This window comes from Nonomuraea sp. NPDC050310 (assembly GCF_040655795.1).
Lineage (GTDB): Bacteria > Actinomycetota > Actinomycetes > Streptosporangiales > Streptosporangiaceae > Nonomuraea.
The window spans coordinates 202,902-225,136 of record NZ_JBFAKP010000013.1; the positions used below are offsets into that span (position 1 = coordinate 202,902).

Below are 22,235 nucleotides of genomic sequence, written 5' to 3' on the forward strand. Positions count from 1 at the left end.
CTCGGCGCTCATAAGAAGATCATCGAGGTGGTCGAACGCTCCGGCCAATGGCTCGTGCCCGTCGGCTTCCAATGCAGGATTGGGCCAATCAGATGCCGTACTACCGTTGCCATCTGCCCCAGACCTACGCCGTGGCTGGGCATCCCCGCAACGTCTGTATCAGGGAAGACGCCGTGCTGCCCCGCCTGGACCGCTGGCTCGCCGGCGAGTACGGCCCCACGAGGATCGACCAAACACTCGACGCTCTCGCTCAGGCGGCTTCCAAGCAGAGCCAGGACCCAGTCCTGGCTGCTGAAGCTCGGAGCCGGGTAACTGAGTGCGACCGCAAGCTAAAGGGGCTACAAGGCCACCAGCCTTGGTGTGAACGTCGCGGTTGCCGAGCTCAGCGCGATCTGCCGCCTCATCGCCGCGTGGCCTTCGGCCGCACTGATCGACAGCTACGAGTTGCTCATGGCGCAGATCCGCCGAGTCCCGCCCTCAGCGGAGGCGGAGGCACCCACGACGGACGAGAACGAAGGCGTTGATGACCTCGACCCGCCTGCGGATCGCGCAAGATCACGTGATCACGATGTCGTGGATCTTCACCGGACCGCATGGCGCTGGGCGCAGGCGAACCGTCTTCCGGATGGCGCTCTACCGTCCGGAAAGGCGATCGCGGGCCAGTTCGCGCGTAGCGCCCGCTGGGGCGATGGATCAAGAAGGCGGTTCTTGCCGGAGAACTGGGCTGCCACAGCCATGGGGCCATTGCGTCCTTAGTGAGGGGCTGAATGTCAGTGGCTTGGGGCACGATGGCTAGAGCTCCACCTCCTGCAACCCCCCGCTTGGATAGGAGAGCTGACAATGGCCGATCGGCTGTGGCTGGATGTGCCGTATGCGGAGAAAGGTCGGGCCAAGGCGCTCGGCGCGCGCTGGGACCCCTCTGTGAAACGCTGGTACGCGCCGCGTGCTGGCATGGCCGCTCTGGCACCCTGGGCACCTCTGCCTGACATCCCCGACCTGCTACCCGGCGAGGACCGTACTTTCGGCTCAGGCTTGTTCGTCGACTTGGTGCCCTCCTCGTGCTGGTTCACCAATGTCCGTTCCTGCGTCGACCAGCGCGACTGGGAACGGCTTCGACGTATGATCACCAATCGGGCCGGTCGCCGGTGCGAAGCGTGTGGCCGGGGCGAAGACCGAGACGAGCAGCGCTGGCTGGAGGCCCACGAACGCTGGGACTATGACCAAACGGCGCGGGTCCAGATCCTCAAGCGGCTCGTGTGCCTATGCACCGATTGCCACACCGCGACCCACATGGGCCTTGCCCAGATCCAAGGTAAGAGCTCACGAGCCACCGCGCACCTGTGTGATGTCACCGGTATGACGACCAGCCAGGCTCGTGCACACATCGACTCAGCGTTTTCGCTATGGCGCACGCGCTCGGCGATTAAGTGGAGTCTGGACCTGAACATCCTCACCAAGACTGGCGTCACCTTGGCACCGCCACCTGAGTGGCATGAGCGGAGCGGGCTGGCCAGCCAACGGCTGACCGAAGCGCGCGCTCGCGAGTCTGACGCTCCCCCGTCGTCGGCCTCTGCCATGACGCCGCTCTCGCCTCCTGTACCAGACCCCGTGATGCGGCAGGGTACAGGTGGACCCACGCCGAAGCCTCGACGCTCGAAGTGGTTGAGCAAGGTGTACGACTGGCTGGAGGATCCGCGACAGCCGTCCTGAACTGGTAGAGGGCAGTCTTCAGCGGTCCCTGAACCAAGCACGGTCCGATGGCAAGACCGCATTGAAGGCGAGGATTCAGCACAGCGCTGCGCTCGTCAGGCGCCTTCGCTCTAACGGTCGCAGCGTGGACGAGTCGGCCGCGTCGCAGAGCGAGCAGACGGCCAGGACGGATTGCAAAGAGCCGGATCGAACTGCGTCTTAGCGGGGTCGTGTGATCAGCCGCTGGAGGGAGGAAGCCCCAACATGGTCTGGGCAGACGCAGCCAAGACGGGGCCGAGAGCTCCGCTGACGACTGGAGCGTTCAAGATGCCGACCACGGCGTTCCCCCACCGTCGAATGCGCCCCTGGTCGGGCTGGCCCCCGGCGGCCTCCTCCTCGATCCGGTCCGCAATGGACTCCAACTCCTCGGCATCCGGGACCGGAAGATCGAGAACAGGGATCGCCTGGCGCAAGGCGCGGGCGAGCAGGACGAGGTCGGCCGGATTCACGCCGTTGGTGGTGGTGGCATTCATCGTGAAGTCGCGGCTGTTGGCGGCGATGTTGCCGGTGTTCGTCCCGATGTGGAAGACGGAGCCGCTCCCTGCCCTTCGTTGACGCTCGTACTCGCTCACGTCGCCTCCGTGGTGTTCCACGCAGTAGTCACCCTCCTTGGTGGGTTCGGCTCGAACAGGACCTCGCTCCTGGGCGACGGTGGGTCCGTCGATCAGACCAGCGCGGTGAAGATACTCGGCAGCACGCTGGATCTCGTCCTCGTGGAACGGTCCGCCTTCGAATGAGGCTTCGCCGGCTGCCAGGAACTGAGTAACGACCGGCATGTGGTCACCCTGCTGCTTCTGGTTCCACAACCAGGTCAGCAGGCCAGTCCTGGCGGCTGCGGCTCTCAACCTGGGGTCGGCGCGTCGCCGCCGACGCTCTTCGACCCATCGAATGCCCGCTGAGGTGATGTTCGCTGAGGGTGCACCCATCCCGCTGTGTTTGTCGTCCAGGAGCCCCATGGACTTGGCGTAACCGAGCAGTCCCCAATCATCGTTCGGGTTCAGCCCCCGCTCGGCGCAGAACGGGCGTATCTCCGCGTCGAGCAGAGGAGTGTTGATCGTCTGGTCGTAGACCCACTCCACCAGCGGCTCGTGCAGCTCAGAGAATTTCGCGTTGGCCATACTGGGCCTTCCTCTCGCGTGTTGGCAGAAGGCTACATGCGCCGCCCGACACACTTTCGGGAAACATTGCGAAATTAGAGAGTATGTCCGAGGCGGGTGTGGCCTCCCTTTAGGCCACACCCGACCTTCCTGGACCTTCCAAGAGGCTGTGACCTCCGTATCTTCGCGGACATAGGGGTTCGCATTCCGGAGGACGGGAGGTCAGGGTGACGGCGTTCGCCTTCTGGGGCGGGGTTTCGACAGAGGACAGGCAAGATCCCGGAGCATCTCGGGCCTGGCAGCTACGCGCGCCCGGATGCTCATCGAACCACGGGGCGACGAGATCGTGTCCGAGTTCTTCGACGTGGAGAAGTCCCGCTCGATCCCGCCCCAGCGTCGTCCAGAGGCGAGCGCGCTACTGACCCAACAACTGAAATCCCCGAACCGCGACTTCGAAGCCGTTGCGGTGGGCGAACCCCAGCGCGCCTTCTACGGCAACCAGTTCGGGAACACCTTCGAGCTGTTCAATCACTACCGAGTGCCACTGTGGGTGCCCGAAGTCGGTGGCCCCATCGATCCGAGCAACGAGGCCCACGAGCTGATCATGCTCATGTTCGGCGGGGTCAGTAAGGGCGCGCAACCGCATCAAGGTTCGCGTGAAGACCGCGATGGCGGCCATGGCCGAGATTGAGGGCCGCTACCTCGGTGGACGCCCGCCGTACGGATACCTTGTGATCGATCTCGGACCGCACCCCAACCCTGCGAAAGCCGCAGACGGTAAACGGCTGCGGGGCCTGGATCTCGACCCGTACGCCGCCCCCGTCGTCCAGCGGATCTTCCAGGAGTTCTTGGAAGGCATGGGCCTGTTCGCCATCGCAGAAGGGCTGACCCGCGACGGAATCCCCAGCCCTTCGGCCCACGATCCGAAGCGCAACCGGCACAGGTCCGGTATCGCCTGGTCCAAGAGCGCAGTCCGTGCCATCTTCACGAACCCCGCTACACCGGCCGCCAGGTCTGGAATCGCCAGCGAAAGGATGAGGTCCTGCTCGACGTCGAAGACGTGACCCTCGGCCACACGACCAAGCTCCGCTGGAACGACAACGACAAGTGGATCTTCTCGGAGCAGATCGTCTATCCCCAGCTTGTGGACGACGAGACCTTCCACGACGTCCAGAGCATCCTCGCCGGCCGCGGTGCTACCACCCAGGGCAAGGAGCACCGGACGCAGCATCCCTACGCGTTCAAAGGGCGGATGTTCTGTGGAATCTGCGAGCGCAAGATGCAGAGCCAGTGGGTCAGCAACGCCCCGTACTACCGCTGCACCTTCCCTCGCGAGTACGCGATCAGCAACAAGCTCGACCACCCCCGCAACGTCTACCTGCGCGAGGACGCCATCCTCCCGAAGGTTGACCGATGGCTGTGCAAGGCGTTGGCGCCGCACCGGGTTGCCCAGACAATCGACGAGATGTACGCCGACCAGCTCGATGAGACCCACGACGCCAGGACCGAGATCATCCGGGTCAAGGTGGCGCAGGTCGAGTCCAAGATGGCCCGTTACCGAGCCGCCATCGAAGCGGGTGGCGACCTCGAAGAGATCAGTAAATGGATAGCCGAAGCCAAGGCCGAGCGCCTCGGGCTTGAAGCTGAGCTCTGCACCGCCACAAGGAGAGCGAAGATGACCAGAGAAGAGATCGCCACCGCCGTGACCGAGATCGGCGACATGGCCAGGGCCATCGGGGGCGCCCGTCAGACCTGAAAGCGCCGGTCTACCAGCGCCTCGGGCTCAAGCTCACCTACCTGCCCCAGGAAACAAAAGTGAGGGCCGAGGTGATCCTCAGCCCTCACATAGTGAAAGGATGCGTGTCCGAGGGGGGACTTGAACCCCCATGCCCTTAACGGGCACTAGCACCTCAAGCTAGCGCGTCTGCCTATTCCGCCACCCGGACTTGGTGCCTGCACGCGGGACCGTCATCCCGCGTCGGCGAAAGCTAGGTTAGCAAACTCTCGGGGGTGAGTCATACCGAGATTCCCGCAGCGGCAGGATGGAGGTCACAAATCGTGAGAAACCAAGGAGCGATGATGGGCGAGGACGAGGTCGTAGACCTGTGCCGTGACCTGATCCGGATCGACTCGAGGAACGCCGGCGACAACGCGGGTCCAGGTGAGCGCGAGGCCGCGGAGTACGTGGCGGGGAAGCTCGCGGAGGTGGGGCTGGAGGCGCGGATCCTGGAGAGCGACACGAAGCGGGCGAACGTCGTCGCGAGGATCGAGGGCAGCGACCCGTCCAGGGAGGCGCTCCTGCTGCACGGGCACCTGGACGTGGTCCCGTTCGACGCGGGCGACTGGAAGGTGCATCCGCTGTCGGGCGAGGTGGCCGAGGGGTGCGTGTGGGGCCGCGGCGCGGTCGACATGAAGGACATGGACGCGATGATCCTGGCGGTGGCCAGGCAGCGGGTGGCGGAGAAGCGGAAGCCGCCGCGTGACGTGGTCCTGATTTTCACCGCGGACGAGGAGGCGGGCGGCGACTACGGGGCGAAGTTCCTGGTCGACAAGCATCCCGAGGTGTTCGAGGGCGTCACGGAGGCGATCGGGGAGGTCGGCGGGTTCAGCGTGACCCACGACAACCGCCGGCTGTACCTGATCGAGGCCGCGGAGAAGGGCATGGCCTGGATGCGGCTGACGGCCAAGGGCCGCGCCGGGCACGGGAGCATGCTCAACAACGAGAACGCGGTGACCGAGCTGGCGGAGGCGGTGGCGCGGATCGGCCGGCACGAGTGGCCGGTACGGCTGACGCCGACGATGAAGGCGCTGTTCGACGAGATCGGCCCGGGCAAGGACCCGGAGGAGATCGTCAAGGAGCTCGGCTCGCTGTCGAAGATGATCGGCGCGGTGCTGCGCAACACCGCCAACCCGACCATGTTCAGCTCGGGCTACAAGGCCAACGTGATCCCGCAGTCGGCCGAGGCGGTCATCGACGGGCGGTTCCTGCCGGGGTACGAGGAGGAGTTCTTCGCCACGATCGACGAGCTGCTCGGGCCGAACGTGCAGCGGGAGTTCATTCAGAACCAGGCCGCGCTGGAGTTCGCCTTCCAGGGCGGGCTGGTGAGCGCGATGGTCGAGTCGCTGGCCCAGGAGGACCCGGAGGGTACGGCGCTGCCGTACACGCTGAGTGGCGGGACCGACCTCAAGGCGTTCAGCACGCTGGGGATCAGGGGCTACGGTTTCGCGCCCCTGAAGCTGCCGGCGGACCTGGACTTCTCGGGGATGTTCCATGGGGTGGACGAGCGGGTCCCGGTCGATTCGCTCCGGTTTGGGACCAGAGTTCTTGACCGATTCCTGGATCTCGCCTGAAAACCCTTTGCGAGCACGTTGGGTGCTGCTACGGTTACGGACCGTTGAGGGGTGAGTCCGAGGACCGGCCCCGTCAAGGGGCCGGTTCTGGAGCTCGGGAGGTCACGTGGCACGCATGCCGCAGCAGCAGGTGAGGGAGTCTTCCCTCGCTGCTCGGCGCGTGCCCGTGGCTGCTTTCCCCGAGCGAGCCGACCACCGGGAGAGGACCGCCCAGGCAGTCCGGATGGCGCGGTTCGCGGCCGGCGCCCGCACGGTCCTCTCTAGAGCACTCACGGTAGGCGGCCTGATGGTCGCCGGTTGGTTGCTCGCACTGCTCTTCGGAGCGGCTCCGGCCAACGCCGAAGCCGCTCAGACCCAGGCTCGGACGCACGAAGCCTCTCAGGGGGTCACCGGATTCCCCACGGTCGACACCACAACCGCGTCGGTGCCGGACAACACCGAGGCGATGGCCGGGCTCCATGTCGACGGGCTGACCAGCCAGTCGAAGCCCGGCCTCCCAACACCTTCCACCGCCGGCGACACCTCGGGCCCCAACGGCCTGGTGCCCAACGGCGGTGGCAGCGGCCCGTTCGGGCCTGGCATGGGGGACGTCGCGAGGTTCGCTTTCGACCCGCGGCTGCTGGCACAGCGCGCCCCCCTGGCGTGCGTGCTGCCCCCCGTCGTCCGCACAGCGGCGGACGACCCTTCTTTCTCACCTGACTGACCGAGCATGACCGAGCCCGCCTGAGTTCACCTCAGCGGCGAGCGCCGGTCCCGATGACCGTGCGCGTCAGTGCCCGGCACGTCCCCCAGGCAAGTCAGAACCTGGGCGAACCAGCCGGAACGCGGAGCGAGGCTCAAGGCCCCCCGCAGGTCAGTCTTCCTGGTTCGCGTCCCGCGTCCGAGGTCCCGCTGTGCCGTACCCGAAAAGTCGGCTGATCGGCCTCGGCATGCCCGCGAACCGTCAGGTATCCCCCCAAGAACCACTAGGAGCATCTTCATGCGTACGTGGGCCAAGGCATCCGCCCCGGCGGCTCTGCTCGCCGCCGCGGTCATGTCGTTCGGCAGCGGTACGGCTGTCGCCGACACCTCCGGCGACTCCTCCGTCGGCGGCGGCAACCAGGTCAACCTGCCGATCTCGCTGCCGATCGACATCAGCGGCAACTCGGCCGGCATCGCCGGCGAGTCCAACGCCTCCTCCCAGGGCGGCGCGTCGGTGGAGAACACCGGCCCGTCCGGGATCCAGAACAAGACCTCGGGCAACAGCAGCGTCCTGGGCGGCAACCAGGTCAACGCCCCGATCAGCGCCCCGATCAACGCCTGTGGCAACGCCGTCTCGCTCTTCGGCAACTCCGACGCCGGCTGCAAGGGCGGCGCGAGCGTCAAGTCCTCGGGCAAGGGCGGCGCGGGCGGCAACAAGACCAGCGGCGACAGCAGCGTGCTGGGCGGCAACCAGGTCACCGCGCCGATCAGCGCGCCGATCAACGCCTGCGGCAACGCGCTGGCCATCTTCGGCGACGCCACCGCGGGCTGCAAGGGCGGCTCGTCGGTCAAGAACATCGGCACCGGCGCCGGCGGCAACACCACCTCCGGTCGCAGCTCGGTCCTGGGCGGCAACCAGGTCATCGCGCCGATCAGCGGCCCGGTCAACATCTGCGGCAACGCCGTGGCGGTCTTCGGCGACGCCTTCGCCGGCTGCAAGGGCGGCTCGTCGGTCACCAACGCCGGCGGCGGGGGCAAGCCCGCCCACGACTACCACGCCGGTGGGTGGCCGCACGGCTCCAAGGGCAACGACACCGACGGCCGCTTCGGCGCCGGCTCGGGCAACCAGGTGATCGCGCCGATCAGCCTGCCGATCACCGCCTGCGGCAACGCGGTCGGCAACGCCCCCGCCGGATGCAAGGGCGGCAGCTCGGTCGAGAACACCACGGCCGGCTCCGGTGCCGGCGGCAACACCACGTCCGGTCGTTCCGGTGTCCTCGCGGGTAACCAGGTGGTCGCGCCGATCACCGCGCCGGTCAACGTCTGCGGCAACGCCGTGGCCGTCTTCGGCCAGGCCTTCGCCGGGTGCAAGGGCGGCGCCTCGGTCCGCAACGGCGGCAAGGGCGCCGGCGGCAACCACACCTCCGGCCAGTCGGGCGTCGGCGCCGGCAACCAGGTCGTCGCTCCGATCACGGCTCCGATCAACGCCTGCGGCAACGCCATCGCGGCGCTGGGCCTGTCCGAGGCCCACTGCAAGGGCGGTGCCAGCGTCTCGCCGCACGACGGGCTCAAGGCCGGCGGCAACCGTACCTCGGGTCGCTCCGGCGTCCTGGCCGGTAACCAGGTGATCGCGCCGATCACCGCGCCGGTCAACGTCTGCGGCAACGCGGTGGCCGTCCTGGGCGACGCCGCCGCCGGCTGCCTCGGCGGCTCGCGCGTCGGCAAGCCGGTCGACGAGCACCCCGACGGCTACGACCACTGGGCTCAGGCCAGCACCGGCAAGAAGGCCCAGGCCAGCGGCCTGCTGCCCGCGCTTCCCGTCGTTCCCGCGGTCTCCAGCCTCAAGGACGTCGGCAACATGACCCAGCCCATGCGCGGCGCGGGGCTGCCGGCCGTGCCGGTCGTGGGTGACGTGCCCGGCATGCTGGGCCTGCCCGCGCTGCCGGGGCTGCCCGGGCTGCCCGGTGCGCCTGCCGTACCCGGTCAGCAGGGCAGGGCCGCCGCCACCACCAAGTCGTCCAGCCCGCTCTCGGCGCTCGGCCCGGCGACCTCGCTCGTCTCCGCTACCCCGGTCGGCGGCGCCGTCGGCCAGGCCGCGGGCACGCTGCCCGTCGGCGACCTCGGCCTGATGAGCGCCGCTCAGCCGGCCGGTGTCACCGGGATGAACTCCAGCTCGCTGCTGGCGCTGGTGCTGGGCGCGATGTTCGCCGCTTCCGCGACGCTCTTCGCCACCACCCGCCGCCTGCGCTTCGGCAAGAAGTAAGCAGTGCGCTGACAGACGCTTTGCCCGTTCCGGGGGCGATGGCCCGGGGCGGGCAAAGCCCTGTTTACAGCGTGCTCCTGACCCTGATGATCCTTCTGCGCAGCCGTACGCGGCGGCTTCCGTCGGAATAGATCCTGACCCGGGCCAGTTCCCAGTGTCCGTGTTCGGCATGCTCGGTCAGCAGTTGACGTGCTGCTTCGCGCGAGACACCACGGGGGATGTACACATCCATGTAGGTGTAGTCGGGCACAACGATTAGTCTCCTGGGTGAGTCAGGGCGAGACGCCGCTCCGTGGGCCTTATTCTGCGTGCTTGTGGGTGGACCCGAAAGCGAGTGGGTAGCCCCGGGGGGAAGGCAATTCGGGGGGATCCGGGTTACCTTTCAAATCTGTGCCCAAATCGGGTGGGGATGTAGAACGAAGCGAACAGCGAGGTAGGAAGCAGCGTGCCAGCCAAGAACGGCAGCGGAACCCGCCTGGTGATCGTCGAGTCGCCGACCAAGGCGAAGAAGATCGCCGAGTACCTCGGGCGCGGGTTCACCGTCGAGTCCAGCATCGGTCATATCCGTGACCTGCCGGAGCGGGCCGACGACATCCCCGAGAAGTTCAAGGGGGAGCCGTGGGCGCGGCTTGGCGTGAACGTCGACCACGACTTCGAGCCGCTCTACGTCGTCAACGCCGACAAGCGCTCGCAGGTGGCCAAGCTCAAGCAGCTCCTCAAGGACGCCGACGAGCTCTACCTCGCCACTGACGAGGACCGGGAGGGCGAGGCGATCGCCTGGCACCTCCAGGAGGTCCTCAAGCCCAAGGTGCCCGTGCACCGCATGGTCTTCCACGAGATCACCCCGCAGGCCATCCAGGACGCCGTCGCCAACCCGCGCAGCCTCAACCTGCGCCTGGTCGACGCCCAGGAGACGCGCCGCATCCTCGACCGCCTGGTCGGCTACGAGGTCAGCCCGGTGCTGTGGAAGAAGGTCAAGCCGCGTCTGTCCGCGGGCCGCGTGCAGTCCGTGGCCACGCGCCTGGTGGTCGAGCGCGAGCGCGACCGGCTGGCGTTCACCGCCGCGTCCTACTGGGACCTGCAGGCGCTGTTCGACACCAACAAGCCCGAGGAGTCGCCGCGCGACTTCACCGCCACGCTGGTCAGCGTGGGCGGCAAGCGGGTCGCCCAGGGCCGTGACTTCGGCGCGGACGGCCGGCTCAAGAGCGACGTGCTGCACCTGTCGGAGGACGCCGCCCAGGCGCTCAAGGCCCGGCTGGGCAGCACCGCCTTCCGCGTCAAGTCCGTCGAGCGCAAGCCGTACACGCGCAAGCCGTACGCCCCGTTCCGGACGACCACGCTGCAGCAGGAGGCCAGCCGGAAGCTGGGCTTCTCCGCGAAGTACACGATGCAGGTGGCGCAGCGGCTCTACGAGAACGGCTTCATCACCTACATGCGTACCGACAGCATCACGCTGTCGGAGACCGCCGTCGCCGCCGCGCGCTCCCAGGCGATCAAGCTGTACGGCGCGGCCTACGTGCCCGACAAGCCGCGCGTCTACGCCTCGAAGGTGAAGAACGCGCAGGAGGCCCACGAGGCGATCCGCCCGTCCGGCGAGGAGTTCCGCACGCCGGGCGAGACCGGCCTGTCCGGCGACATGTTCCGCCTCTACGAGCTGATCTGGCAGCGCACCGTCTCCTCGCAGATGAAGGACGCGGTCGGCGAGTCGGTCAGCGTGCGAGTGGCCGGGGACGACGTCGAGTTCGCCGCGTCCGGCCGCACGATCACCTTCTACGGCTTCCTCAAGGCCTACGTCGAGGGCGCCGACGACCCGGCGACCGACCGCGACGACTCCGAGAAGCGGCTGCCCAACCTGGTCGAGGGCGACCCGCTCGACCTCTCCCGGCTGGACGTCGCGGCGCACGCGACCAAGCCGCCGGCGCGCTACACCGAGGCGTCGCTGGTCAAGGAGCTCGAAGACCGCGAGATCGGCCGGCCGTCGACGTACGCCTCGATCATCGGCACCATCCTCGACCGGGGCTACGTCTTCAAGAAGGGCACCGCGCTGGTGCCCTCGTTCCTGGCCTTCGCGGTGGTCAACCTGCTGGAGCAGCACTTCGGCAACCTGGTCGACTACGACTTCACCGCGACCATGGAGAAGGTCCTCGACGACATCGCCAACGACCGCGCCGAGCGGGTGCCCGAGCTGCGGAAGTTCTACTACGGCGACTCCGAGGGCGAAGAGGGCCTCAAGGAGATGGTCACCGACCTAGGCGAGATCGACGCCAAGGAGATCAGCTCCTTCCCGATCCGCGGCACCGACATCGTGCTGCGGGTGGGCCGCTACGGCCCCTACCTCGACCGCGACGGCGCGCGGGTCAACGTGCCCGAGGACATGGCGCCCGACGAGCTGACCGCGGAGAAGGCCGAGGAGCTGTTCTCCCGGCCCAGCGGCGACCACGTGCTCGGCACCGACCCGGTCAGCGGCAACACCATCGTGGCCAAGGACGGGCGGTACGGCCCGTATGTCACGGAGATCCTGCCGGAGCCGCCCGCCGAGGAGACGCCGAAGAAGCGGACGCGCAAGGCCGATGCGGCCAAGCCCCGCACCGCGTCGCTGTTCAAGACGATGGCCCTCGACACGGTCACGCTGGAGGACGCGCTCAAGCTGCTGTCCATCCCGCGGGTGGTCGGCGTGCTCGACGGCGAGGAGGTCCAGGCGTTCAACGGCAAGTTCGGGCCCTACATCAAGAAGGGCACCGACTCGCGCTCGCTGGCCTCGGAGGAGGAGCTGTTCACCGTCACCATCGAGCAGGCGCAGGCGTTGTTCGCGCAGCCCAAGACGCGTGGACGGCGGGCCGCGGCCGCGGCGCCGCTGCGTGAGCTGGGCGACGACCCCAACTCGAAGAAGCCGGTGGTCGTCAAGGAGGGGCGTTTCGGCCCCTACGTGACCGACGGGGAGACCAACGCCTCGCTCCGCAAGGGCGACACGGTGGAGGACATCACCATCGAGCGGGCGGCCGAGCTGCTGGCGGAGCGGCGCGAGAAGGCGCCGCCGCCGAAGAAGGCCCCGGCCAAGAAGGCTCCCGCGGCCAAGAAGGCCACGACCGCGAAGAAGACCACGACCGCGGCCAAGAAGGCGCCGGCCGCCAAGTCGTAGCGGTCGTCCTCAGGCTGGGCGGGCGGGTGCGGGGTTGTCCACAGGAGGGACCTTCCTGAGCGGCTTCTCAGCACCCGCCTCGTAGCATGTGCCCGTGATTCTCGGTTTCTTCGCGACGATCCTCGTCGTGGTCGCTGGCGTGCACTTCTACCTCTGGCTGCGCCTGGTCAGGAACACCACCCGGCCGGGCCGCGCCCGGCGGGTCCTGACCTGGACGATGGCCGGGCTCGCCGTGCTCGTGCCGGTGACCTTCGTCGCGTCGCGCACCGAGGGCGGGCACTGGGTGGCCTGGCCGGGGTACATGTGGGTGGCGATCATGTTCTACCTGGTCGTCTTCCTGGTGGTGCTGGAGATCCCGCGTTTCGTGGCCGGGCGCCTGCTGCGTGACCCCGCGCCGGTGGCGGTGCCCGTGACCGTCCCCGAGACCCCCGTCGAGGCGCCTGCTCCCGCTCCCGAACCGGTGCCGATGACCCGCAGGCTGCTCATCGGCCGCACCGCCGCCCTGGTCGCCGGGGCCGGCGCGCTGAGCACCGTCGGGTACGGCGTGCGGACCGCGCTCGGCGACCCGGTGATCGAGCCGGTCAAGGTGCTGCTGCCCAAGCTCGACCCCCGGCTCAACGGCCTGCGCTTCGCGGTCGTGAGCGACATCCATCTCGGCCCGCTCACCGGCATCGGCCACTCCGAGCGCATCGTGCGCATGATCAACGAGCTCGAGGCCGACGTCGTGGCGATCGTGGGCGACCTGGTCGACGGCAGCGTGGCGGAGCTGGGCCGGCTGGCCAAGCCGCTGTCGCGGCTGGAGTCGCGCTACGGCTCCTACTTCGTCACCGGCAACCACGAGTACTACACCGCCAACGGCCCGCAGGAGTGGATCGACGAGCTCGACAGCCTGGGGGTGCGCTCGCTGCGCAACTCCCGCGTGGAGATCCGGCACGGCGGGGCCGTCCTCGACCTGGCCGGGGTCAACGACGTCAACGGCACCGAGTACGACGACGGGCCCGACTTCGAGGCCGCCCTGGGCGGGCGCGCGCCGGGCCGCTCGACCGTGCTCCTGGCCCACCAGCCCGTGCAGGTACGGCAGGCCGCGCAGTACGGCGTGGACCTGCAGTTGTCCGGGCACACGCACGGCGGCCAGATGGTGCCCTTCAACCTGGTGGTGCCGATGCAGCAACCGGTCGTCTCCGGCCTGGAGGCTGTCGACGGCGTCCAGGTCTATGTCACCCGAGGGGCAGGCTTCTGGGGACCTCCGGTCCGGGTCGGCGCACCGCCTGAGATCACCCTGCTCGAAATAGGGGCGGGCGGATAGCGGACGTATTAGCCTCAGCGTCAAGCCGGGCATATCCGGCGCGTTCATTTGACATCTGGCCCTGTGAGCATCTGGATACGCTGACACCATGACCGCCCGGAAGCCGGCGCACGTGCTGGCGAACGCCCCCTACCGCAGGCTGTGGCTGGCCATGTCGGTCTGCAGCCTGGGCGACTGGCTCAACATTCTGGCGCTGACCGCGCTGGCCGGAAACCTGATGGCCCCCGGCGACTTCCGCGCGCAGTCGCTGGCGGTGGGCGGCGTCTTCATCGCCAAGATGTTGCCCGCGATCGTCCTCGGCCCGGTGGCGGGCGCTTTCGCCGACCGGTTCGACCGGCGCACCACGATGGTCGTCGCCGACCTGACCCGGGCCGCGCTGGTGCTGTCGATCGCGGCCGTGGTCTGGCTGGCTCCCGGCGCGGCCTACCAGTGGATGATCGTCGCGACGTTGCTGATCGAGTGCGTCAACCTGTTCTGGGTGCCGGCCAAGGAAGCGACCGTGCCCAACCTGGTGGGCAAGGAGCAACTGGAGCAGGCCAACCAGCTCAACCTCCTGGTCACCTACGGCACCGCTCCGCTGGCCGCGGCGCTGTTCGCCGCGCTCTCGCTGCTCGGCGACTTCTTCGGCGACGGCTCGCGGCTGGTCTCGGGCGAGCTCGCGCTGCTGATCAACGCGCTCGCCTTCCTGGTCTCGGCCTTCCTGATCTTCGGGCTCCACGACATCCCGCGGCTGGCCGGCTCGCTCGCCCCGCCCTCGGTGCTCAAGCAGATCGTCGAGGGCTGGCGCTTCGTCGGCGGCAACCGGCTGGTGCGCGGTCTGATCATCGGCATGCTCGGCGCCTTCGCCGCGGGCGGCGCGGTGGTGGGCGTCGCCAAGACCTACGTGACCGCGCTCGACGGCGGCGACGCGGCCTACGGCGTGGTCTTCGGCGCGGTCTTCGTCGGCATGGCCCTGGGCATGTTCTTCGGGCCGCGCTTCCTGCGCGAGCTGTCGCGGCGGCGGCTCTTCGGGCTGTCGATCATCGCCGCCGGCGTCGTGCTGGTCGCCATCGCGCTCATCCACAACCTGGTCATCGTGGTCATGCTGACCGTGGCGCTCGGCGCGTGCGCGGGGATCGCCTGGACCATCGGGTATACCCTTATCGGTCTGGAGGTCGAGGACTCGATCCGGGGGCGCACCTTCTCCTTCCTGCAGTCCACCGCTCGGGTGACGTTGTTGCTCGTGGTGGCCGTGGCCAGCCCGCTCGCCGCGCTGTTCGGCTCGCATGCGATCCAGGCCGGCGCGCTGAGCTACGAGTTCGACGGTGCGAACCTGGTCCTGTCCCTCGGCGGGGCACTCGCGATTGTTGTGGGGATAGTCGGATTGCGGCACATGGATGACCGGCGCGGCGTTTCGCTGTCCGCCGACCTGATCGCGGCGGTGCGCGGCGAGGCGTACTCCGACGAGCCCGAGGAGCAGGTGCCCGGGCTCTTCGTGGCCTTCGAGGGCGGCGAGGGCTCGGGGAAGACCACGCAGTCCCGCATGATCGCGATCTGGCTGCGTGACCAGGGCTTCGACGTCGTGCAGACCCGCGAGCCCGGCGCGACCAAGGTCGGCATGCGGCTTCGCGCGATCCTGCTCGACGCCGCGGAGAAGGGGCTGTCGGCGCGGGCCGAGGCCCTGCTCTACGCCGCCGACCGGGCCGAGCACGTCGAGAAGGTCATCCGGCCGGCACTGCACCGCGGCGCCGTCGTGGTCACCGACCGGTATGTCGACTCCTCGCTGGCCTACCAGGGCGCCGGGCGGGCGCTCGACCCCGCCGACGTCTCCAAGGTCAACGCCTGGGCGACCGGCGGGCTGGTGCCGCACCTCACCGTGCTGATCGACACCCCGCCCGAGGTCGGACTGCGCCGGCTCGGCGGAGCCGCCGACCGCATCGAGGCCGAGCCGCTGGAGTTCCACGAGAAGGTGCGGCGCGAGTTCCGGGCGCTGGCGGCGGCCGCCCCCGAGCGCTACCTGGTCGTGGACGGCACGTGGGCGCCGGACGACATCACCCGGGCCATCCAGGACCGCATCCGGGAGATCCTGCCCGACCCGGTGCCGGAGGAGTCCGAGGACGCCACCGGCACGATGCCCGCGATCCGCGACTAGAGCCCTCCGGGTTATCCGGTCACCTGGGCCAAAGCGTCGGAGCGGGCGGCTAGCCTTGTCGCGTGGGCGTATTCGATGATCTCGTCGGCCAGGATCGCGCGACAGCCGTGCTGCAACGCGCCTCCGCGGCCGCCGCGGAGGTCGTCGCCGGCGGGCGGGGCGCGGGCATGACCCATGCCTGGTTGTTCACCGGCCCGCCCGGTGCGGGCCGCGAGAACGCGGCGCGGGCCTTCGCCGCCGCGCTGATGTGCGCGCAGGGCGGTTGCGGCCACTGCGACCAGTGCCACCAGGTCTTCGTCGGCTCCCACCCCGACCTGGAGCACGTGCGCCCGTCCGGCCTGTCCTACGGCATCAAGCAGGCCCGCGAGCTCATCCTGCGCGCGGCCGGAGCCCCGACCCAGGGCCGCTGGCGGGTGATGTTGTTCGAGGGCGGCGATCGCCTCACCGAGGCCGCGGCCAACGCGCTGCTCAAGGCCATCGAGGAGCCGCCGCCGCGCACGGTCTGGCTGCTGTGCGCGCCCTCCGCCGACGACCTGCTGATCACCATCCGCTCCCGCTGCCGCGTGGTCACCCTGGTCATCCCGTCCACCGAGGCCGTCGCCCACGAGCTGGCCACCCGGGACAACGTCCCCGAGGCCACCGCCCGCTTCGCCGCGCGGGCCTCGCAGGGCGACCTCGACCGTGCCCGCCAGCTCGCGCTCGACGAGGGGGTACGGCAGCGTCGTGAGGCCGTGCTGAGCATCCCCGCCACGCTCACCGGCGTGGGCGAGTGCGTCACCGCCGCCGAACGCCTGGTCAAGACGGCCGAGGAGGAGGCCACGGCGGCCACCACCACGCTCAACGAGTCGGAGACCTCCGACCTGCGCCGGCTGTACGGCGAGGGTTCCACCGGCAAGGGCCTCAACCGCGGGCTCGTGCGGGGCGGCGCGGGCGCGCTCAAGGAGTTGGAGGACCGGCAGAAGTCCCGGGCCACGCGCATCAAGCGCGACACCTTGGACGCCGCGTTGCTGGAGCTGGCCGGGTTCTACCGTGACGTGCTGGCCATGCAGTTCGGCGCGCCCGTCGAGCTGGCCAACGACGACCACCGCTTCGACCTCGACCGGCTGGCCCGTGCCTCCACACCCGACGAGACGCTGCTGCGGATCGAGGCGATCATGCAGTGCCGCGAGCGCCTGGAGGCGAACGTCAACCCGCAGATCGCGGTCGAGGCCATGACCCTGTCCCTGCGCGCCCCGCGCTGACCGGAAGCATCTCTCGTCTTTTCTTGCCGGGGGAAGCAGCAGATGACGCCGCCGGACGTCTCTGTCCTGTGGAAGCCGAAGCACTACTCTCCCGTGCCGAGCGCCAGGAGCCCGTGGACGTGGCGAGCCTGTTCGCCGAGCATCAGCTGGGTCTCGTACGGCTCGCGCTGATGATGGTCGGCGATCGGGCGACCGCCGAGGACGTCGTCCAGGAGGCGTTCACGCGCACCCATGCCGGTCGGGCGCGGTTGCGAGATCCGGCCAAGGCGCTGGCCTACGTCCGCTCCGCCGTGCTCAACCAGTGCCGGTCGGTGTTGCGGCGCCGGGCGACGGTCTTCCGGAAGGCGGTGCCGTACGATCCGCCGGTCTGGTCGGCGGAAACCGCCGCGTTGCTGGGGGAGGAGCGGCGCGAGGTGCTACTGGCCCTGCGCGAGCTGCCCCGGCGGCAACGGGAGGCGCTGGTGTTGCGCTACTACTTCGAGCTGTCCGACCAGGAGATTGCCGAGACCATGGGGATCAGCGGTGGCACCGCTCGGTCGACGATCGCGCGGGGGCTGAAGGCCCTCGCCAGTGCGCTTGGGGAGACGTCATGAGCGTCATGGAAGACCGGCTGCGTGACGCCCTTTCCGCGGCCGGAGCGAGCGTCGAGCCGGCCGGGCTCCGGCCCTTGCGAGTCGTCGACCACCGGCGCGTGCGGGGGCGGTTCCGGATCGGCTATGCCCTGGGCGCCCTCGCGCTGGCCGGGCTCGTCGCCTTCGGCGCCGCCGCCGTCGGCGCGCGCAGCGGGCAGGTCGACGCCATGGCCTTCACCAGTCCGTCGCCGCGCTACCCCGTGGTCGTCTTCCTCTGCAACGCGGTGGAGTATGCGCCGTGCCTCGGCCGGACGGTCACCTCCGAGGAGCGTGAAGCCGTCCGCCAGGCTCTCACCTCGCTGCCGGGAGTCCGGGAGGTCGTCTTCGAGGACCAGGCGACGGCCTATCGCAACTTCCGCGCCAAGCGCAGCGATTCGGAGATCCTTGCCCTGGTCGAGGTGCGCGACATGCCGGAGTCGTTCCTGGTGAACGTCGGCTCCGCCGCCGAGGGCCAGGCGGTGGTCCGGGCGGTCGGCACGATGCCCGGGGTGAACCGGGCGGTCAATCGCCAGTGCATGCCGTTCCTCGGGCTGATCGTCCTCACACCCGGTTGCTGAGCTGCCCGTCGTCGGCGTCCCTCCGGAATCGAGGTGTGAGGTGGGCGCGAGGTGGCAAGGAATGGCCTTATGGACCACCCCCGAGGTCAGGAAGAGAGCCCCCACCCATGGGAATGATCATGGCGGTGAGCTTCAGCCGCTACGGAAGGCTCTATTACCTCGACCCCGGCCCGCACACCCCCAAGGTGGGCGACAAGGTGCTGGTCCCCACCGACTCCGGCCCCGAGGTGGCCGAGTGCGTCTGGGCTCCGCAGTACGTCAGCGAGGACGTCGACGGCCTGCCGGTCTGCGCCGGGGTCGCCAGCGACGAGCAGCTCACCCGGGACGAGGCGAACAAGCGCCGCCGGGCCGAGGCGCGCAGCGTCGCGAAGCGGTTGATCAAGCGGCACACGTTGCCGATGAAGGTCGTCGGCATCGACTTCCTCGACGCGGACAACGTCTACACCGTCTACTTCTCCGCTCCGCACCGGGTCGACTTCCGTGCGCTGGTGCGTGACCTGGCCCGTAACCTGCGGGCCCGCGTCGAACTGCGGCAGATCGGGCCGCGGGACGAGGCTCGGCTGCAGGGCGGCATCGGCCCTTGCGGGCGGGACCTTTGTTGCGCGACCTTCCTCAAGGACTTCGAGCCGGTGTCCGTCCGGATGGCCAAGGACCAGGACCTTCCGGTCAACCCCATGCGGATCGCCGGGGCCTGTGGGCGGTTGATGTGTTGCCTGAAGTACGAGCACCCGCTGTACCAGGAGTTCCGGGCCAGCGCTCCGCGGGTGGGGACGGCTGTGGACACTCCCGAAGGCGGGGGCGTCGTGGTCGGGCACAACGTGCCGTCCGACTCGGTGGTCGTACGGCTCAACGACGGGGGGCGGCGCTGCCAGTGCTCCAAGGCCAGCGTCTGCTCCCCGCGCAAGCAGTACGAGCAGCAGTACGGCGGCGACCCGGCCACCTGACCGCGTCCGGGGGGTTGATCGCGCTCGCCTGTGGAAGGTTGTCGGGGTGATGTCGCGACCCAGGACCGTCGCCAGGGTGATGTCGCGACCCAGGATTGCCGCTGCCCTCGTGCTGCTTCTCCTGCTGCTCCCTGCCGTACCCGCCTGCAAGGGCGCCAGCCCCCGCCCCCCGGCGCTGACCTGGCACGACTGCGGCGACGACTACGAGTGCACCACCCTCCAGGTCCCCCTCGACCACACCCGCCCGTACGGCCGGCAGCTCACCCTGGCCGTCACCCGCCTGCCCGCCCAGGGCGACCGCATCGGCTCCCTGGTACTCAACCCCGGCGGCCCAGGCGGCTCAGGCGTCGACTACGCCCGCGCAGCCCGAGCCATGCTCAGCACCCGCCTCCTGGACCGCTTCGACATCGTCGGCTTCGACCCCCGCGGCGTCGGCCGCTCCACCCCCATCGACTGCCTCGACGACGCCGCCCTGGACACTTTCCTGTCCCTGGACACCACCCCCGACACCGCTGACGAGCGCACCACCCTGGCCAGGGCCTCCCAAGCCTTCGCCACCGCCTGCCGCAAGCGATCCGGCCAGCTCCTCCCGCACCTCAGCACCACCGCCGTCGCCCACGACCTCGACCTGCTCCGCGCCGCCCTGGGCGAGCGCACGCTCACCTACCTGGGCAAGTCCTACGGCACCCTCCTCGGCGCCGTCTACGCCGACCTCTACCCCCGCCGGGTCCGCGCCCTCGTCCTCGACGGCGGCCTCGACCCCACCCTCCCGCGCCTCCGCCTCCAGCACGAACAGGCGGAAGGCTTCACCACCGCCTTCCGCGCCTACGCCCGCTACTGCCTCGCCGGCCGAGGCTGCCCCTTCCGCAGCAAAACCGTCGACGGCGTCCTCACCGAGCTGACCACCTTCCTCCGCCACACCGACAAGGCCCCTCTCCCCGCCGCCCGTCCCGTCACCGAGACCCTCGCCACCCTCGGCCTCCTCACCCCGCTCTACGACCGCACCTCCTGGCCCGCCCTCACCGAGTCCCTCCGCCAGGCCCTGGCCGGCGACGGCACCCTCCTGCTCCACCAGGCCGACCAGCTCACCGGCCGCTCCACCGACGGCGCCTTCTCCAACCAGACCGAGGCCAACCTCGCCGTCACCTGCGCCGACGCCCCCCACCCGCCCGTCTCCGCCTACGCCACCGCCGCCCCTCGTGCCCCGTCTCCCTTCGGCGCCTCCCTCATCTGGAGCTCCCTCCCCTGCGCCTACTGGCCCTTCGAGGCCAAACCCCTCCACCCCCTCCGAGCCGCCGGCGCCCCGCCGATCCTCGTTCTAGGCACCACCCGTGACCCCGCCACCCCGTACCGCTGGTCCCAGACCCTCGCCTCCGACCTCACCTCGGCCACCCTCCTCACCCACGTCGGCGACGGCCACACCGCCTACTTCAACGGCTCCACCTGCGTGGACGACCTCGTCGACCACTACCTCACCACCGCCCTCCCACCCCCACCCGGGACCCGCTGCGGCGGTGTCGAGTGAATCCCGGGAGCGAGCAGTGGGGAGATTCCTGTAGACTCCTGCTTGCCTGTACGGCACGCCGCCTTAGCTCAGTCGGCCAGAGCACTTCACTCGTAATGAAGGGGTCTCGGGTTCGAATCCCGAAGGCGGCTCCCAGGTGAAAGGCCCTCTCGGATGATCCGGGAGGGCCTTTTTGATCTCCGTACAGCAGCGCCCACAGCAACCCGCACAGCCGATGGCAGCTGACTGGCCACAGACTAGGCTGTTTCGGTGGATATAACTGGCTTGGAAGGCCAGCGTCTGGTTGTTGTGACGGCGAGCCAGTTCACCCATCAGTCTGAGGCCCCGGTCATCGATGAGGTGTGGCTCGGATTCCAGGCGGTAACGGTCAATCTAGGCGTTGACGCTCACTGGGAGCTCAGACTCACGACTGAGGGGCCAAGGGAGAGCTACGTCATGGAGGAACTGGGAAGTCGCGTGGACGTGATCACCTCCCCTGACGAGGTTCCCTTCGTAAGGCACATCGGTAAGCGGTTGCTGCGCCTCGTCGAGGAGTTCGATGAGGTGGGTCAACGCATGCGTTTGGGCTTCGAGTTCGAGGACGGAACTGTCATCGCCCGGAGTTGGGGAGGCGACTTGCAGATGGCTCATGCGTAGAACGTCAACAGATGCTATCCCCCTGATTCAGGGAGCCTCCGTCGATGTACTTCATGGGCAGGAGCGTCTAGTGGCTAGCGATCTAGGCTCTCGTTGAGCTGCTTGAGGGCTTTGCGGGCTTCTGGATCGGCGATCTGGGTGTAGACATTCATGGTCACCGAGATCTGCGAGTGCCGGAGGATGCGCATCGCGACCCGAGGATGCGCGGATGCGAGGCACCTTGGCCTCGTTGCTCAGACGCTAGAGGGAGCGGTTGCAGTTGCGCGGTTCGATGGGCGTGCCCAGCTTGGTGGTGAAGACGAGGTCCGACCCCTTCCACTCGTCACCGGCTGCGCCCTTGGCCGCCTGTTGGAGCTGGCGACGGTGCTCCAGCGCTGTGATGCAGAGAGCGGGCAGTGGAGCGAGGCGTCCGAGTCGACTGTTTTCGTTGTCTCGCGGTGGAGCAGCTTGCCTGATGGGAGACCCCCACAACTCACCCGCTCCCTTAGATCACTTAGACGACGTCTCATTTGGTGATTCGGCGGTAGCAGATGAGGGCTGCGGCCAGGGCGACGAAGGATGCGAAGTGGTCGGCTCGGCGTTCGTAGCGGCGGTGTAAGCGTCGGCAGCCTGCCAGCCAGGAGACCGTCCGTTCGACCACCCATCGATGGCGGCCCAGGCGCTGGCTGGATTCGATCCCGCGGCGGGCGATGCGCGGGATGATGCCGTGCCCGCGCAGGAAAGCGCGCAGGTGTGGGTAGTCGTAGCCCTTGTCGCCGTGGAGCCTGGCCGGTCTGCGGCGGCGCGGGCCACGGCGGGAACGAATGGGTGGGATGCTGCGGATCAGCGGTTCCAGTGCCAGGCTGTCGTGCGTGTTGGCGGCGCTGATCGCGACAGAGATCGGCAGACCGGTCCGATCGGTGATCAGGTGGATCTTCGACCCGTTCTTGCCGCGATCGACAGGATTCGGGCCCGTCAACTCCCCCCTTTGACCGCCCGCACGC

The 22,235-nt window shown here is 68.9% G+C and carries 19 protein-coding genes, 2 tRNA genes and 1 pseudogene; 18 read left to right on the plus strand and 4 right to left on the minus strand.

Annotation, left to right across the window (positions count from 1 at the left end; translation table 11 throughout):
- Positions 1 to 360 precede the first annotated feature (360 nt).
- Entirely contained in the window at positions 361 to 756 is a 396-nt protein-coding gene (locus AB0I67_RS27745; RefSeq protein WP_357928906.1) for a hypothetical protein, read from the plus strand.
- A gap of 84 nt (positions 757 to 840) precedes the next feature.
- Positions 841 to 1,710 carry a DUF5710 domain-containing protein gene (locus tag AB0I67_RS27750; RefSeq protein ID WP_357928908.1) on the plus strand — a complete coding sequence of 290 codons (870 nt, stop codon included), beginning with the start codon at positions 841 to 843 and terminating at the stop codon, positions 1,708 to 1,710.
- A 215-nt stretch (positions 1,711 to 1,925) separates the two neighbouring features.
- On the opposite strand, the gene AB0I67_RS27755 is transcribed toward AB0I67_RS27750, so the two are convergent.
- Entirely contained in the window at positions 1,926 to 2,867 is a 942-nt protein-coding gene (locus AB0I67_RS27755) for a hypothetical protein (protein WP_357928911.1), read from the minus strand.
- Positions 2,868 to 3,162: 295 nt separating this feature from the next.
- On the opposite strand from AB0I67_RS27755, the gene AB0I67_RS27760 reads away from it, so the two are divergent.
- The 3 genes and pseudogenes from AB0I67_RS27760 to AB0I67_RS27770 all read left to right on the plus strand — a co-directional run bounded on the left by AB0I67_RS27760 (position 3,163) and on the right by AB0I67_RS27770 (position 4,602).
- A complete protein-coding gene (locus tag AB0I67_RS27760; protein WP_357928914.1) occupies positions 3,163 to 3,537 on the plus strand; it encodes a hypothetical protein in 375 nt (124 codons plus the stop codon).
- Positions 3,538 to 3,703: 166 nt separating this feature from the next.
- Positions 3,704 to 3,978, plus strand: a pseudogene (locus tag AB0I67_RS27765) (recombinase family protein); the annotation flags it as partial.
- 120 nt (positions 3,979 to 4,098) lie between these two features.
- Positions 4,099 to 4,602: a hypothetical protein gene (locus AB0I67_RS27770; RefSeq protein WP_357928959.1), complete on the plus strand. Its 504-nt coding sequence runs from the start codon at positions 4,099 to 4,101 to the stop codon at positions 4,600 to 4,602.
- 105 nt (positions 4,603 to 4,707) lie between these two features.
- On the opposite strand, the gene AB0I67_RS27775 is transcribed toward AB0I67_RS27770, so the two are convergent.
- Positions 4,708 to 4,792 (minus strand) — tRNA-Leu (locus tag AB0I67_RS27775).
- A gap of 130 nt (positions 4,793 to 4,922) precedes the next feature.
- Between AB0I67_RS27775 and AB0I67_RS27780 the strand changes: the two genes are divergently transcribed.
- The 3 genes from AB0I67_RS27780 (at position 4,923) to AB0I67_RS27790 (ending at position 9,141) form a co-directional block, all read left to right on the plus strand.
- Positions 4,923 to 6,197: a M20/M25/M40 family metallo-hydrolase gene (locus AB0I67_RS27780; RefSeq protein WP_357928962.1), complete on the plus strand. Its 1,275-nt coding sequence runs from the start codon at positions 4,923 to 4,925 to the stop codon at positions 6,195 to 6,197.
- 223 nt (positions 6,198 to 6,420) lie between these two features.
- Positions 6,421 to 6,900: a hypothetical protein gene (locus AB0I67_RS27785; protein ID WP_357928915.1), complete on the plus strand. Its 480-nt coding sequence runs from the start codon at positions 6,421 to 6,423 to the stop codon at positions 6,898 to 6,900.
- 276 nt (positions 6,901 to 7,176) lie between these two features.
- Positions 7,177 to 9,141, plus strand: a complete 1,965-nt coding sequence (locus AB0I67_RS27790) for a chaplin family protein (protein ID WP_357928918.1) — start codon at positions 7,177 to 7,179, stop codon at positions 9,139 to 9,141.
- Positions 9,142 to 9,205: 64 nt separating this feature from the next.
- Here the strand turns inward: AB0I67_RS27790 and AB0I67_RS27795 are convergent, their stop codons facing one another.
- Positions 9,206 to 9,391, minus strand: a complete 186-nt coding sequence (locus AB0I67_RS27795; RefSeq protein ID WP_357928919.1) for a DUF5703 family protein — start codon at positions 9,389 to 9,391, stop codon at positions 9,206 to 9,208.
- Positions 9,392 to 9,586: 195 nt separating this feature from the next.
- On the opposite strand from AB0I67_RS27795, the gene topA reads away from it, so the two are divergent.
- The 10 genes from topA (at position 9,587) to AB0I67_RS27845 (ending at position 21,252) form a co-directional block, all read left to right on the plus strand.
- Complete coding sequence (gene topA, locus AB0I67_RS27800) at positions 9,587 to 12,280, plus strand: type I DNA topoisomerase (protein ID WP_357928921.1); 2,694 nt, start codon at positions 9,587 to 9,589, stop codon at positions 12,278 to 12,280.
- Between the two features lie 94 nt (positions 12,281 to 12,374).
- Entirely contained in the window at positions 12,375 to 13,586 is a 1,212-nt protein-coding gene (locus AB0I67_RS27805; protein WP_357928924.1) for a metallophosphoesterase, read from the plus strand.
- Positions 13,587 to 13,674: 88 nt separating this feature from the next.
- Positions 13,675 to 15,717 (plus strand): dTMP kinase, encoded by a 2,043-nt coding sequence (gene tmk, locus AB0I67_RS27810; protein ID WP_357928927.1) that lies wholly within the window; start codon positions 13,675 to 13,677, stop codon positions 15,715 to 15,717.
- 62 nt (positions 15,718 to 15,779) lie between these two features.
- Positions 15,780 to 16,958, plus strand: a complete 1,179-nt coding sequence (locus tag AB0I67_RS27815; RefSeq protein ID WP_357928930.1) for a DNA polymerase III subunit delta' — start codon at positions 15,780 to 15,782, stop codon at positions 16,956 to 16,958.
- Positions 16,959 to 17,071: 113 nt separating this feature from the next.
- On the plus strand, positions 17,072 to 17,551 hold the full coding sequence (locus AB0I67_RS27820) for a SigE family RNA polymerase sigma factor (protein ID WP_357928932.1): 480 nt from the start codon (positions 17,072 to 17,074) through the stop codon (positions 17,549 to 17,551).
- Positions 17,548 to 18,147: a permease-like cell division protein FtsX gene (locus AB0I67_RS27825; protein WP_357928935.1), complete on the plus strand. Its 600-nt coding sequence runs from the start codon at positions 17,548 to 17,550 to the stop codon at positions 18,145 to 18,147. The genes AB0I67_RS27820 and AB0I67_RS27825 overlap by 4 nt, the downstream gene beginning before the upstream one ends.
- A 113-nt stretch (positions 18,148 to 18,260) precedes the next feature.
- Positions 18,261 to 19,091 carry a regulatory iron-sulfur-containing complex subunit RicT gene (ricT, locus tag AB0I67_RS27830; protein ID WP_357928965.1) on the plus strand — a complete coding sequence of 277 codons (831 nt, stop codon included), beginning with the start codon at positions 18,261 to 18,263 and terminating at the stop codon, positions 19,089 to 19,091.
- Between the two features lie 109 nt (positions 19,092 to 19,200).
- The gene (locus AB0I67_RS27835; RefSeq protein WP_357928937.1) at positions 19,201 to 20,616 is read left to right on the plus strand and encodes an alpha/beta hydrolase; all 1,416 of its coding nucleotides are present in this window, start codon (positions 19,201 to 19,203) and stop codon (positions 20,614 to 20,616) included.
- A gap of 57 nt (positions 20,617 to 20,673) precedes the next feature.
- Positions 20,674 to 20,747, plus strand: a tRNA-Thr gene (locus tag AB0I67_RS27840).
- Between the two features lie 118 nt (positions 20,748 to 20,865).
- Positions 20,866 to 21,252: a hypothetical protein gene (locus AB0I67_RS27845; protein WP_357928939.1), complete on the plus strand. Its 387-nt coding sequence runs from the start codon at positions 20,866 to 20,868 to the stop codon at positions 21,250 to 21,252.
- A gap of 505 nt (positions 21,253 to 21,757) precedes the next feature.
- On the opposite strand, the gene AB0I67_RS27850 is transcribed toward AB0I67_RS27845, so the two are convergent.
- On the minus strand, positions 21,758 to 22,235 hold a 478-nt coding region (locus AB0I67_RS27850), incomplete at its 5' end, for an IS5 family transposase (RefSeq protein WP_357928942.1).